Origin of the sequence: Providencia sp. (assembly GCF_003533305.1) — a bacterium.
Lineage (GTDB): Bacteria > Pseudomonadota > Gammaproteobacteria > Enterobacterales > Enterobacteriaceae > Providencia.
Map to the genome: position 1 here is coordinate 42,907 of NZ_DOEH01000027.1, position 14,239 is coordinate 57,145.

Consider the following 14,239-nt stretch of genomic DNA (forward strand, 5'->3'; position numbering starts at 1 on the left):
CTCAGTGAGTTAGGCTATTTTCTTGTTGTTTATATTCATCAAGGGCGATATTGAGTTCTAACACATTCACCACAGGTTCGCCTAAAAATTTAAATAAAGCACTTTGTGTATGTGTGTTTATTAGCGATTTTACCTCTTCTAATGGGATCTGTCTGTTTTTGGCAATTCTTGGCGCTTGATAAAGTGCCGCCGCAATGGAAATACTTGGATCGAGACCACTTGCCGATGAGGTTAATAAATCAACTGGGATAGCTTGTCCCCCCTCAGGGTTCTGTTGTCGTAGTAATTCACTACGTTGTGACATGATGTTACTCAGTAATGGGTTACTGACCGCCAAGTTACTACCGCCAGAGGCTAAGGTGTTATAAGGCATTTCCGATGTGGCAGAAGGGCGACCATGGAAATAGTCAATCCGTTGGTAATTTTGACCAATTAATGCAGAGCCAATAATGTGTTCATCTTGCTTAATGAGCGAGCCGTTGGCTTGCCATGGAAAGAAGACATTTGCTAGCCCTGTTACCATCAGCGGATAAGCAATTCCCGTTATGAGGGTTAATAATAAAAGCATAATAATTGATGATCTAATCATGTTCATAATGGGTTCCTTATATTCCAAATAGGCTAATAAACATATCAATGAGCTTGATACCAATGAATGGAACGATAAGTCCGCCAATACCATAGAGACTTAAGTTGCGTTGCAACAGTGATTGAGAACTCATCGGGCGGTAATTAACGCCTTTCAATGCCAAGGGAATTAAAAATATAATGATCAAAGCATTAAAAATAACGGCCGATAGCAGGGCGGAAGCCGGTGAATGTAAGTGCATAATATTTAAAGCATTGAGCTGCGGCCAAGTCACAGCAAATGCCGCAGGGATGATGGCAAAATATTTAGCAATATCATTGGCAATACTGAAGGTGGTGAGTGAGCCACGCGTCATTAACATTTGTTTACCGATATGCACGACTTCAATTAATTTTGTTGGGTTTGAATCCAAATCCACCATGTTTCCGGCTTCTTTTGCTGCTTGAGTGCCCGAGTTCATCGCGACCGCAACATCCGCTTGTGCAAGTGCTGGCGCATCATTCGTACCATCCCCTGTCATTGCAACTAAACGTCCTTCGGATTGATATTGGCGAATTAACGCCAGTTTGGCTTCTGGAGTGGCCTCCGCGAGGAAATCATCAACACCGGCTTCGGCAGCAATAGCTGCTGCGGTTAGATGGTTATCACCGGTGATCATGACGGTTTTAATGCCCATACTGCGCATTTGAGCAAAACGTTCTTTCATGCCACCTTTAACGATATCTTTAAGTGCTACCACGCCAAGTACCGTTTGATTATCGACAACGACTAGCGGTGTGCCACCTAAGCGTGCCACTTGTTCGACGAGTTTATCGGCTTCAGGGGGAAACTTACTATGGTTAGCTTCTACGTAGCGACGAATGGCATCGGCCGAGCCTTTACGGATCATTCTTTCACCAACATTGACACCGCTCATACGAGTCATTGCAGAGAAAGGTACAAAGGTTGCATTCATGGCGTGAATGTCTCTTTCACGTAGATTAAACTTTTGTTTGGCAAGGATAACGATACTACGGCCTTCTGGAGTTTCATCGGCAAGTGATGATAATTGAGCGGCATCAGCCAGTTGCTGTTCAGTTACACCTGCTAACGGTAAAAATTCAGATGCTTGGCGATTACCGAGGGTAATGGTGCCTGTTTTATCAAGTAGCAACACATCCACGTCGCCCGCCGCCTCGACAGCTCGACCGCTGGTGGCGATGACGTTCGCCGCTAACATGCGACTCATACCTGCAACGCCGATAGATGAAAGCAACCCGCCAATGGTGGTTGGGATCAAGCACACTAATAATCCAATAAGCACTAATATCGAGACTGCGCTGCCCGCTCCTGCATTTTCAGCAGCATATAAGGTGAACGGGTAAAGCGTTGCACAAACTAATAAGAAAATGATGGTGAGGGCCGTTAACAAAATCGTTAACGCGATTTCATTCGGGGTTTTACGACGTTGTGCGCCTTCAACCATTGAGATCATTCGGTCTAAGAAGGTTTCACCCGGATTGACTGTACATTCAACAATTAACCAATCTGATAATACACGAGTACCGCCAGTGACAGATGAAAAGTCGCCACCTGACTCACGGATCACTGGGGCTGATTCTCCTGTAATGGCACTTTCATCGACGGAAGCGCCGCCTTCGATAACTTCACCATCACAAGGAACTGTTTCCCCTGCACGAATAAGTACAATATCGCCTTTACGTAGCAAATCAGAACTAACGATTTCTTGTGCCGCATCTAATGATGGTGTTGCCAGTTTAGTGGCGCTACTTTGTTGTTTCACCCCTTTAAGGCTTTGAGCTTGCGCTTTACTACGACCTTCAGCTAAGGCTTCGGCAAAGTTTGCAAAAATGACGGTAAACCATAGCCACAAGGTGACCATACCACTAAACCATGCACTGCCTTCAGCATAGTTAGCTAACATTGCTAGCCATAAAATAGTTGTAATGATACTACCAATATAAACCACAAACATGACAGGGTTACGCCATTGCGCTTGAGGGGTACATTTTTTACAGGCATCAATAATAGATTGACGGATCAGTGCGTTATCAAACAATTGTGTTTTTTGATTTTTCATTTTTTTACCCTCATTACGCCACTAGCCAAATTTGCAAATGCTCTGCTATTGGGCCAAGCGCAAGTGCTGGAACAAATGTCAGCGCACCAATGAGAAGAACGGTTAGGATTAATAACCCAATAAATAAAGGGCCGTGGGTAGGAAGACTGGCAATACTGGCTGCTTGTGGTTTTTTCATCGCCATTGAACCGGCAATAGCAAGGACGGGTAAAATGACACCAAAGCGCCCAAGGAACATAGCAATGGCAAGTGACACGTTGTAGAACGGGGTATTAGCACTTAAACCCGCAAAAGCACTACCGTTATTATTTGCTGCGGAAGAAAATGCATATAAAACCTCACTAAAGCCATGAGCGCCAGGATTTAAAATACCTGCACGGCCGGCTTCGGTCATCAATGCGATTGTTGTACCAAGTAACACAAGTGTAGGTGTCACAAGTATGGCGATTGCGACCATTTTCATTTCACGCACTTCGATTTTTTTACCGAGGTATTCAGGTGTGCGACCAATCATCAAACCAGCAAGAAATACGGCCAGTAAAACAAATAGCAACATGCCATACAGACCTGAACCAACACCACCAAAGACTACTTCACCGATTTGCATCAACCACATTGGTACCATGCCGCCAAGTGCAGTAAATGAATCATGCATGGCATTGACCGCGCCACATGAAGCGGCTGTGGTGACAACGGCATATAATGCCGAACTGAGTACACCAAAACGGCTCTCTTTTCCTTCCATATTGGCACTGCTGTTAGCATGTAGCTCACTGAGGAATGGATTTCCTACATATTCAGCTTGGATAACTACAATCGCGGCAATTACAAAGATAATGGTCATTGCCCATAGCAAAGCATGACCTTGTTTGCTATCACCAACCATACGACCAAAAGCGAAACATAATGCAGTTGGTATTAGGAAAATCGCTAACATTTGGACAAAATTACTGAGTGCTGTCGGGTTTTCAAAAGGGTGAGCGGAATTGGCACCAAAGAAGCCACCACCATTGGTCCCTAGTAATTTTATGGCTTCTTGAGAAGCGACAGGACCCATAGGGAGAAGTTGCGCATTGCTGTCTAAATTACTGCTTAATAAATAGGCAGAGAAATTTTGGATAACCCCTTGGCTAACAAAGAATAGCGCAAAAACAATGGCAAGTGGCAGAAGAAGATATAAAGTGATCCGTGAAATATCTACCCACGCATTCCCGACTGTTTTACTAGCATGTCTTGAAAAAGCACGAATGAGCGCAAATACGACGGCGATCCCTGTTGCCGCAGATAGGAAGTTTTGAACCGTTAAACCAGCCATTTGACTGAGGTAACTTAGTGTGTTTTCACCGCTATAAGATTGCCAATTAGTATTTGCGACAAAGCTAATGGCGGTATTAAATGCCAGATCCCAGCTCATCCCCGGTAGCTTTTGAGGATTTAAGGGCAGGCTACCTTGGAACATCAAAATAGCAAATAACAAGCAAAAACCGAGAACATTAAATAGCAAAATTGCGATGGCATAACGTTGCCAACTCATTTCTGCCATTTCACGTCCACGCTGTTTAACTCCGCTAAAACGCCACAGTAATGATTCACTTTTATTTACAAAATGTGGCATATCACCATCAATAATACAGGCAATAAAATTACCTAATGGTTTAGCGAGCACTAAGAGTATCAGCAAGAAACTAGCGATAAGTAAAAATCCATTAGCCGCCATATTAAAAATCCTCCGCGTTAAGCAGGGCATAAATTAGATAAGCGAGTAGTCCAACAACAAGAACAGCCCCAATAGTGGAAAGTAATGACACAATGTTATCTCCTGAGTATTTCCATGAGGTTAGGGTAGAGATTTCGTTGTAAAGAAGCTGATAAAAAGAAGGCTAGGGGTGTAAAAAAAGTATAAAAATGGATATATAGAGAATAAGTGGTGCCTGAATTAAATTGTTTATTTTTTGTTAATTTATTGTTTGTTTTATACATCTATCGGTTAATTTTTGTAATAAAACTACAGAATTTAGTATGAGCATTCATTTTTTTTCTATTTAAGTGGTCAGATGAGTAGTTTTATTACACAAATTGCGCTATCATAATTTCAGTTAATTTGTTTTTATGTTATTTGTGCGATTTTAGTGGCTCTTTTCAAGACTATCGAGTTTTGTAGAAGTTGAAGAGCAATATTGGGATCGGCAAATAGAGTCGCTACTGAAGGAGGATACCGATGTCTACATATCGTGAATATTCCCGTAATCAGGTTTTAGCACGCCGTACTGCGGCTGTAACAGCTGGCATTCTAGCGTTCCCGGTTATGGTTTTTCACCCAAAACGAGCAAAATATTATAGTTACTTACATAAGGTCTGGGCGAAAACCAGTGATAAACCTGTGTGGCTGGAACGTTCAGAGATGGCGATGGAAAATCATCGTTAATTAAGCGTATAGCGAGTAAGTATATAAGTAACTCATCAGATATCCCTGCAATTAAATAATTGTGGGGATTTTTTTATTGGTTATTGTTTTTTAATAAACAATAAATTACTCATGTCAAAATTTCATTTATACTGTTACATTATTTTTTAGTAATTTGATTTTTTAAATTAGTTAGATTTATCTCTAATTAAATGGCTATTTATTATAAGGAATTTATATGCAAATGAAATTACTTAAATTTATAAGTTTTTTTTTCAGTATTTTATTAATTAGTTGCGTTAGTGATGAACGAAAAGATAATCTTGTTTATGTTTTTGAAAATGAATTTTTTATTTTGAAAAAGGAATGTGTATCCAAAATAAACCTAACAAAATCAGAAGTTGAAGAAAAATTGACCATGTGGATAACATTGAAAAAAAATAATTTTTGCTCTGATAGATTTAATTTATTGATTAATTCAAATGTTGGTGGGTATATGCAATTATTTTTTAATGAAAAAATATTATTAGATTCAACATATATAGCGACGGAATTTGATACTAGTAAATCATACGCATTTTCGATTAAGAGCAAATTAATAGGATTTGAAATATTAAAAGCTTACAATAAGTAAATATGAAATAAATCAAGGGCAATAATTTAACCCTTGGTGGAATAATTAATTATTAGTTTCAGCGGGGTAATCAATTCTTATCGTTATAGGTATAGAGTGAGATTTTACTCTAATACTTGAGTAACCTGCTGAACTAGCTTCGATGAAGTATGAACCAGGGCCTATTGTATTAATAGTCTTTATGCCATTAGATACAGGGTACCTGATTTGAACATCAAAAGATGACTCCAAATTAGATGAAATATTAAAATTTACGGTATAAGCATGCGTATTTTGTTGATTGGCTTGGCTAGCTATAAGGTTATCCCATTTACCTGGTATTGCAATAAGAGCTCTAGATTGAAATGGGCCTGAACTTCCGCAAGGTCCTTGTCTTTCTCTTGCAGCTCGTGCTTTTTTTAATGAAGTTTCAATAAGTCCTTTTTGCATCTTTTCATAGTGTTGGAATCGTTGTACATAAGCTTTATGGGCAGCATGTTTATCACCGCTATTAATGGCTTTCATAAGCTCTTGATAGCTTTTGTTTTTTAAATATGGACAATTTTTTTCACCGTAGACGATACAAATATTATTTTTTAGTGCTTCTTTGAGATGGGAAGGAATGCTATCAGGGATAAAGTCGGAGTTGATGCTGAAATCATTAAGCTCCCATGCTTTATTTCTAGGATCCCAGTGAGTGCTCGGTTCGAATGGAATTCCATTGTTACAATTAAATGGATCATAATTAATCTTTAAACGGTTATTATGCATAGAGAAACACCTTTTATTTAGTGATAGTAACGAGTACAGATTAAAATTAGTTTCTCTACGTTATCTTACCTTGTTACTTAGACAATCAATCATTAAATGAAAAAGATTGTCAATTTTAGATGTTTTGAATTGATAAACTAAGAAATGAAATAGTTATTATCACAATAATAAATCACACAAAAAAGTTGTGTTCCTATTTATGCTTAGTACTATCAGTAAATTATATTCAAAATGGTGAGCTCAAGTTATTGAGCCCGTGCACTAAAAGGACAACAAAATGCATAACTTAAGATTAGAAGAAATCATTAATGATGAGTTGAAAGTCAGTGAAATCCAAGACTATGCGCCTAATGGACTACAAGTTGAAGGGCGTCCACATGTGCAAAAAATAATCACAGGGGTAACTGCTTGCCAAGCATTACTCGATGTTGCTGTCGAAAAAAAAGCCGATGCGGTGATTGTTCACCATGGCTATTTTTGGAAAAATGAACCCGCCATTATTAAAGGGATGAAAAGACAGCGCTTAAAAACATTATTAACTAATGATATCAATCTCTATGGTTATCACCTGCCATTAGATGCTCATCATAAATTAGGTAATAATGCCCAATTGGCTCATCTGATGGGAGTTCAAATTAATGGTCAAATTGATCCATTAATGCCATTTGGCTTTTTTGATAGCCCAATAAAGCCTGAAGAGCTAACTAACCGTTTAGAAACTCGACTTGGTCGTAAAGTGTTGCATTGCGGTGATAATGCAAAAGAGGAAATTCGTCAAATCGCATGGTGTACGGGAGGCGGGCAAGGGTTCATTTTGCAAGCGGCAGAATTCGGTGTTGATGCTTTCGTTACTGGAGAAGTTTCTGAGCAAACTATTCACATTGCAAGGGAAATGGGGATCCATTTCTACAGTGCCGGTCATCATGCAACAGAGCGTTATGGTATTAAAGCGCTGACAAAATGGCTCGTTGATCAGCATGGGTTAGACGCCGAGTTTGTCGATATCGACAATCCTGCCTAATTCTCGTCATATTTCACGCTGTGGCGGTGTTGGTTTCATTTGGCCTCTTGGGTCACATACTTGTGTATGTTCCCTAATTCTCGTCATATTTTACGCTGTGGCGGTGTTGGTTTCATTCAGCCACTTGGGTCACATACTTGTGTATGTTCCCCAAGCTGTCTTCATTCACCGCCTAGCCACAACATGAACTATTTAGAGAATCAATTTCCTTTATTTTTCAATTCATAGAAGATTTTTAGTAGTTTGTCTGAATTTGGTATTTTCTGGATGTTAAAATCAGAATTAAGCCCGATATTGCTAATACTAAACCTAAATGTTGGCTCCAGCCTGCAATCATTAAACCTAGCGCTAATCCGGTGTAATAAAAAAGTCCAAGTATTGCCCCAGCGGTTCCTTTTGCATGGCTATAACTATTTAATGCGTTTGCCAATATATTCGGGATCGCAATGCCATAGCTAATAACTACGCCTATTACGGGTGCTAAAAACCAAATTGAATCAATTAATGCGAAAACTAGGCATCCGCAAAGTAATGAAATAAGACTCGAAAGCTTAACTAATTGCTCTGAAGTATGTTTTTTAGCCAATAACTGTCGATTTATTAAAGAGCCTAATCCCACTCCGATAGCTAATAAAATGCCAGTTAGTCCGAATTGTTGCTGTGTGAAGCCTAATCGTTCAAAAATAAATGGCGCAAGTTGGTAGTAACTGAATAAATTAATGTTCAGAAATGAGATTAAAATCACATTTCTAATAATTTGTTTATCCCTAATCATCCTTAATAGAAACGCCATAAATGCGATCTTAGTCACACTCACTAGGCGGGTTTCAGGCAATTTATAACAGGACCATAACAATAAAACAGCTGCTATTGCCGCTAAACCACCAAAAACCGCTTGATAATCACCCAGATTAACCAGCACAGTGCCAGTTAACATGCCTAATGCAGGGCTTATGGCCAGTGCAATTCCCATAATCGAGAATACCTTTGCTAATTCATGACCTTGGTAGCTATCACGCATGATAGTTTGAGTTCCAATGGAGCCTACAGCAGCACCAAATGCAGATAACATACGTAAAATTAACAGTAAATAAAATTGTGAGATAAATAATGTTATGACAGATGCTACGCCATATAGACATAAACCCGCCAGAATTGTTGGGCGACGACCTAGTACGTCACACATTCTTCCCCAAAAAACGACACCTAATGCAAATGCAAAGAAATAGAGTGATAGCGTTTGGGAAGCTTGTTCTGGATTGACTTTAAATGCACTTGCTATGTGCGTCAAAGCTGGACTGTAAATGGTTTCTACTATTTGAGGAAACATCATTAAAGCAACTGCTAGCCATAATGAAAGAGGCGATTTCATCTGTTTTTCCTATATCGATATTCAATTGCAGGCAGTTTAGTGATATTTTTATTGTCTTATTACAAATATAAAGACAATAAATAATAATAAAGAGACATTATGGCTTGGTTAGCACAAACTGATGAATTTCAAACCCATTGGTATCAGGCACCAATATTGGGGATCGCCGCTCAAATGGGGCTGCATGACTCGGGTTTACATACTCATGAAATGGGACAATTATTGTTCACTCAGCAAGGTTGCATGCGTATTTCACTGGATAATAAAATTTCATTACTACCGCCGGGAAGAGTGGCGTGGATACCCCCATTTGTTCGTCATCGTGCGCAAATGAGAGCATCTGTAGGATATCGGTCTGTCTATTTGAGCCCTCAATATGCACAGAAAATTGGGCAGGATGTCGTGATTATGAATGTATCCCCTTTACTTAGAGAATTGCTTGAATGTGTTGCTATCGCGCCATTTGATAGCAATTGGCAGCAGGGGCGTTTGGCGAATTTAGTGCCTGTGTTTATTGATGAACTACAAAATGCAGCGGTAGAACCGACATTGTTAGCAATTCCTCAAGATCGCCGCTTTAAACATTTAGATATAGAAAAACTTCCACCTGCACTAAATCAATTAGCACTCACTGTTGGGGCTAGTGAGAAAACGATTAGTCGAATTTTTTTGAAAGAAACAGGTATGAATTATCAGGTATGGCGACAGCAATGGCGTTTTATTAAAGGAATTGAATTACTTGCGCAAGGAAGGCCTTATCACTTTATTACTCAAGAGCTTGGCCTCTCTAGTGATAGCGCGTTTATCAGTTTTTTTCGTAAGATGAGTGGTGTAACCCCAAGAGAATACCAACAGTAGTCAATAATAAAAAGATGAAAGTTGAATAGTAAAAGGTCTTGAAAAATCAAGACCTTAATTGATGTAGGGCGTTCGGATTTAATTAAATATTATTTTTTTGATAATTCAGTGTTGAATTCACGTTTAGCATAACCAGTATAGAGCTGGCGAGGACGGGCAATTTTCAGACCGTCATCATGCATTTCGTTCCAATGTGCAATCCAGCCAATTGTTCGTGCAATAGCAAAAATAACGGTGAACATAGATGATGGAATACCCATTGCTTTCAGTATGATACCTGAATAGAAATCGACGTTTGGATACAGTTTTTTCTCAATGAAATACGGGTCGTTTAGTGCGATACGTTCTAATTCCATCGCAACTTCTAATAAGCCATCATTGAGATTCAGCTCTTTCAGAACTTCGTGGCAAGTTTCACGCATTACAGTTGCGCGAGGGTCATGGTTTTTATAAACGCGGTGACCAAAGCCCATCAAGCGGAAAGAGTCATTTTTGTCTTTAGCGCGTTCGATAAAAGCAGGAATGTGCTCAACTGTTTGAATTTCTTCCAACATGCGTAAGCAAGCTTCGTTAGCTCCACCATGCGCAGGTCCCCAAAGAGATGCAATGCCCGCTGCAATACAAGCAAATGGATTTGCACCTGATGAGCCAGCAGTACGTACGGTTGAGGTAGAGGCATTTTGTTCGTGATCAGCATGTAGAATCAGAATTCTATCCATTGCACGTTCAAGAACTGGGTTAACCTTATAATCTTCACAAGGTGTAGAGAACATCATGTGCAAGAAATTACCCGCGTAAGAGAGATCATTACGTGGATAAACAAAAGGTTGGCCAATTGAGTATTTATAACACATCGCTGCAACTGTTGGCATTTTTGACAACAAACGATAAGCAGTAATTTCGCGGTGACGTGGGTTATTAACATCAAGGGCATCGTGATAGAACGCAGCTAATGCACCGGTTACGCCACATAAAACGGCCATCGGATGGGAGTCACGACGGAAGCCATTAAGCATACGTGTAATTTGCTCATGGATCATGGTGTGGCGAGTTACGGTGTGTTTGAAGGTTTCGTATTCTTTTTGCGTCGGCGCTTCGCCGTACAACAGGATGTAACAAACTTCAAGGTAAGAGGCTTGGGTGGCTAATTGATCAATGGGATAACCACGATGCAGCAGGATGCCTTTGTCGCCATCAATGAAGGTAATTTTCGATTCACATGAGGCAGTTGAAGTAAAACCAGGGTCGTAAGTAAAGTACCCTTTTGAACCTAAAGTACGGACATCAATAACGTCTTGGCCTAGAGTCGGGCTTAGTACGTCTAGCTCAATTTCACCTGTACCTACAGTCGTTAGCTTAGCTTTGTTATCAGCCATTTATGGTCTCCTTAGCGCTTGATAATCGACACCCAACAACCTAGAACCCAGCTTTATACTGTGTCTTTGCGCATTGTTCTACCAGTGTTGTGAGGAAATCAGTTAGCTATCACATAAAACCCTGAAATCTGACGACCGACGACAATGTAATTAGGTTGTTCATGAGTGCTTAGATGTTATGTTATTTTTTGTTGTTTTCCCTACAATATCATTATTTGTGGTAAGGGGAACAACTTTCATAACTTTTGTTGTTTATGAATTTTGCCTTTTACGATGAAAATTCATTCACACCATTAAGGTAATTCTGCCAGACCTATATGTAAGGTAAATGTTGAATCATTGTCAAATAAGATAAGCACTTTTATACAAAATGTTTAAATCGTGATCCTTCTCACTGTTCGAGCTAAATGTCCCCAAACATTTTGTGTGGGAATTGTAATAGCTATGTGAAGACTTTATACTGGCGGCAGGTCTCCGGATTACCCTGTATTAGGAGTTCCCAGCGTGATCAGTATGCAACTTTGTTTAAACATGATGGATTACAGTTTGTGTTAAGTTGCATTTAGTACCCCTGTCACTGTCTGATTTCCACCCCAGGTCCGGAGGATGGAAAATAATAAAAGCTGTGTGGGCAAAATTGTGAAAAAACAAAGACCTGTCAACTTAGATTTGCAGACGATTCATTTCCCGATCACTGCAATTTCTTCGATCTTGCACCGTGTCTCTGGCGTCATTACTCTCATCGCAGTTGGTATTCTGCTTTGGTTGCTAGGGATATCTATCTCCTCTCCAGAAGGTTTTCAATACGCGTCTGAAATAATGACTGGCTTTTTTGCTAAGTTTATTCTTTGGGGCATTCTAACAGCATTGGCATATCACCTATGTGGTGGTATTCGTCATATGTTAATGGATTTTGGTTGCGTTGATGAAACCCTTGCTGCAGGAAACTCATCTGCAAAAATTACATTTGTTATTACTGTAATTCTGGCAATTCTGGCGGGGATATTAGTATGGTAAGTAATGCATCTGCTTTAGGCCGTACTGGTATCCAGGACTGGCTATTCATTCGCGGTTCTGCAATTGTTATCGTACTTTATGTACTCTACATTGTTGGCTTCGTTGCTATTAATGATATTACCTATGAAGTATGGCGTGGCTTCTTCGCTTCTTCTGTGACAAAAGTATTCACTATCCTCACGTTGTTTTCAATTTTGGTACATGCCTGGATTGGTATGTGGCAAGTATTGACCGACTATATTAAGCCAATCGCGTTGCGCTTAGTGCTACAACTGGTAATCGTTGTTGCTTTATTGGCTTACTTAATTTACGGAACAATTGTTGTGTGGGGTGCATAGATGAATCTGCCAATCAGAGAGTTTGACGCTATTGTCATTGGTGCTGGCGGTGCAGGTATGCGCGCAGCACTTCAGATTTCACAGCAAGGCCTAACTTGTGCTTTGTTGTCTAAAGTTTTTCCAACACGTTCTCATACAGTATCAGCACAAGGCGGTATTACTGTTGCACTTGGTAATACGCACCCTGATAACTGGGAATGGCATATGTATGACACCGTTAAAGGTTCTGATTATATCGGTGACCAAGACGCTATCGAGTACATGTGTAAAACTGGGCCGGAAGCTATCCTTGAATTAGAGCATATGGGATTGCCTTTCTCGCGCCTTGATGATGGCACTATTTATCAGCGTCCATTTGGTGGTCAATCCAAAAATTTTGGTGGCGAGCAAGCAGCACGTACCGCAGCAGCTGCTGACCGTACTGGTCACGCTCTGTTACATACTCTGTATCAGCAAAACTTGAAAAATCACACGACCATTTTTTCCGAGTGGTACGCCCTTGATTTAGTTAAAAATCAAGATGGTGATATTGTCGGTTGTACCGCAATCTGCATGGAAACCGGTGAGGTAGTTTACTTCAAAGCTAAAGCGACAATTTTAGCGACTGGCGGAGCAGGACGTATTTATCAGTCAACGACGAATGCACACATCAATACTGGTGATGGTGTTGGTATGGCAACTCGTGCTGGTGTGCCTTTGCAAGATATGGAAATGTGGCAGTTTCACCCGACAGGTATTGCCGGCGCTGGCGTTCTGGTGACAGAAGGTTGTCGTGGTGAAGGTGGTTATCTACTGAATAAAGATGGCGAGCGTTTTATGGAACGCTATGCACCAAACGCGAAAGATCTCGCAGGTCGTGATGTAGTTGCTCGTTCAATCATGATTGAAATCCGTGAAGGCCGTGGTTGCGATGGTCCTTGGGGTCCACACGCTAAACTGAAACTGGATCACTTAGGTAAAGATGTGCTGGAATCCCGTTTGCCGGGTATTCTTGAACTGTCTCGCACCTTTGCGCACGTTGATCCAATTAAAGAGCCAATTCCTGTTATTCCAACCTGTCACTATATGATGGGTGGGATTCCAACGAAAGTTACAGGGCAAGCGATTCGCTATAACGAAAAAGGCGAAGATGAAGTTATCCCTGGCTTGTTTGCAGTGGGTGAAATTGCTTGTGTATCCGTACATGGTGCAAACCGTTTAGGTGGTAACTCATTGCTTGACCTTGTGGTATTCGGTCGTGCAGCTGGCGTGCACTTGAAAGAATCAATCATGGAACAAGGTTCGATGCGTGATGCTTCTGAATCTGATATCGATGCGGCAATGACCCGCTTCAATCGTTGGGAAAATGCACGTACTGGTGAAGATCCTGTTGAGATTCGTAAAGCACTACAAACTTGCATGCAGCATAACTTCTCGGTATTCCGTGAAGGTGATGCAATGGCAAAAGGTTTAGAAGAGCTGAAAGTGATTCGTGAGCGTCTGCAAAATGCACGTCTTGATGATACGTCGACTGAATTTAATACTCAGCGTATCGAATGTTTAGAACTGGATAACCTGATGGAAACGGCTTATGCAACAGCACAAGCTGCAAATTTCCGTACAGAAAGTCGTGGTGCTCATAGCCGTTTTGACTATCCAGAGCGTGATGATGCGAATTGGTTATGTCACTCATTGTATTTACCGCAATCTGAAACGATGACGCGTCGTGAAGTTAACATGCAGCCTAAGTTGCGTGAACCCTTCCCACCGAAAATTCGTACCTACTAATGTGTGGTGTTAATCCAGTTGCGGAGAAATAAA

14 protein-coding genes are annotated in these 14,239 nt (G+C 40.5%); 7 read left to right on the top strand and 7 right to left on the bottom strand.

Going from position 1 to position 14,239, the window contains the following annotated elements; translation table 11 throughout:
• Window position 1 precedes the first annotated feature (1 nt).
• From kdpC to kdpF, 4 genes are read right to left on the bottom strand one after another with little or no spacing between them, the layout of a single operon-like run.
• The gene (gene kdpC, locus DD649_RS17440; RefSeq protein WP_336431004.1) at window positions 2-595 is read right to left on the bottom strand and encodes a potassium-transporting ATPase subunit KdpC; all 594 of its coding nucleotides are present in this window, start codon (window positions 593-595) and stop codon (window positions 2-4) included.
• A 10-nt stretch (window positions 596-605) separates the two neighbouring features.
• Entirely contained in the window at window positions 606-2,669 is a 2,064-nt protein-coding gene (gene kdpB / locus DD649_RS17445; RefSeq protein ID WP_294109928.1) for a potassium-transporting ATPase subunit KdpB, read from the bottom strand.
• Window positions 2,670-2,682: 13 nt separating this feature from the next.
• Complete coding sequence (gene kdpA / locus DD649_RS17450; RefSeq protein WP_294109930.1) at window positions 2,683-4,386, bottom strand: potassium-transporting ATPase subunit KdpA; 1,704 nt, start codon at window positions 4,384-4,386, stop codon at window positions 2,683-2,685.
• Window position 4,387: 1 nt separating this feature from the next.
• Window positions 4,388-4,477 (bottom strand): K(+)-transporting ATPase subunit F, encoded by a 90-nt coding sequence (gene kdpF, locus DD649_RS17455; RefSeq protein WP_294109932.1) that lies wholly within the window; start codon window positions 4,475-4,477, stop codon window positions 4,388-4,390.
• 410 nt (window positions 4,478-4,887) lie between these two features.
• Here kdpF and DD649_RS17460 point away from each other — a divergent pair, with 410 nt between their 5' ends.
• A complete protein-coding gene (locus DD649_RS17460; protein WP_294109934.1) occupies window positions 4,888-5,094 on the top strand; it encodes a YbfA family protein in 207 nt (68 codons plus the stop codon).
• Window positions 5,095-5,311: 217 nt separating this feature from the next.
• Entirely contained in the window at window positions 5,312-5,707 is a 396-nt protein-coding gene (locus tag DD649_RS17465; protein ID WP_294109936.1) for a hypothetical protein, read from the top strand.
• A gap of 45 nt (window positions 5,708-5,752) precedes the next feature.
• On the opposite strand, the gene DD649_RS17470 is transcribed toward DD649_RS17465, so the two are convergent.
• On the bottom strand, window positions 5,753-6,457 hold the full coding sequence (locus tag DD649_RS17470) for a colicin Z family toxin (RefSeq protein WP_294109939.1): 705 nt from the start codon (window positions 6,455-6,457) through the stop codon (window positions 5,753-5,755).
• A gap of 277 nt (window positions 6,458-6,734) precedes the next feature.
• On the opposite strand from DD649_RS17470, the gene DD649_RS17475 reads away from it, so the two are divergent.
• On the top strand, window positions 6,735-7,478 hold the full coding sequence (locus tag DD649_RS17475) for a type 2 GTP cyclohydrolase I (RefSeq protein ID WP_294109941.1): 744 nt from the start codon (window positions 6,735-6,737) through the stop codon (window positions 7,476-7,478).
• Between the two features lie 235 nt (window positions 7,479-7,713).
• Here the strand turns inward: DD649_RS17475 and DD649_RS17480 are convergent, their stop codons facing one another.
• Window positions 7,714-8,850: a multidrug effflux MFS transporter gene (locus DD649_RS17480; protein ID WP_294109944.1), complete on the bottom strand. Its 1,137-nt coding sequence runs from the start codon at window positions 8,848-8,850 to the stop codon at window positions 7,714-7,716.
• Window positions 8,851-8,949: 99 nt separating this feature from the next.
• On the opposite strand from DD649_RS17480, the gene DD649_RS17485 reads away from it, so the two are divergent.
• Complete coding sequence (locus tag DD649_RS17485) at window positions 8,950-9,708, top strand: helix-turn-helix transcriptional regulator (RefSeq protein ID WP_294109947.1); 759 nt, start codon at window positions 8,950-8,952, stop codon at window positions 9,706-9,708.
• A gap of 89 nt (window positions 9,709-9,797) precedes the next feature.
• On the opposite strand, the gene DD649_RS17490 is transcribed toward DD649_RS17485, so the two are convergent.
• A complete protein-coding gene (locus tag DD649_RS17490) occupies window positions 9,798-11,084 on the bottom strand; it encodes a citrate synthase (RefSeq protein ID WP_294109949.1) in 1,287 nt (428 codons plus the stop codon).
• A 606-nt stretch (window positions 11,085-11,690) separates the two neighbouring features.
• Here DD649_RS17490 and sdhC point away from each other — a divergent pair.
• The 3 genes from sdhC to sdhA are packed head-to-tail and all read left to right on the top strand — an operon-like array spanning window position 11,691 to window position 14,206.
• On the top strand, window positions 11,691-12,101 hold the full coding sequence (sdhC, locus tag DD649_RS17495) for a succinate dehydrogenase cytochrome b556 subunit (protein ID WP_294109951.1): 411 nt from the start codon (window positions 11,691-11,693) through the stop codon (window positions 12,099-12,101).
• Window positions 12,095-12,439, top strand: a complete 345-nt coding sequence (sdhD, locus tag DD649_RS17500; protein WP_294109953.1) for a succinate dehydrogenase membrane anchor subunit — start codon at window positions 12,095-12,097, stop codon at window positions 12,437-12,439. The genes sdhC and sdhD overlap by 7 nt, the downstream gene beginning before the upstream one ends.
• Window positions 12,440-14,206 (top strand): succinate dehydrogenase flavoprotein subunit, encoded by a 1,767-nt coding sequence (gene sdhA / locus DD649_RS17505; protein ID WP_294109954.1) that lies wholly within the window; start codon window positions 12,440-12,442, stop codon window positions 14,204-14,206. It abuts the gene before it with no gap.
• Window positions 14,207-14,239 lie beyond the last annotated feature (33 nt).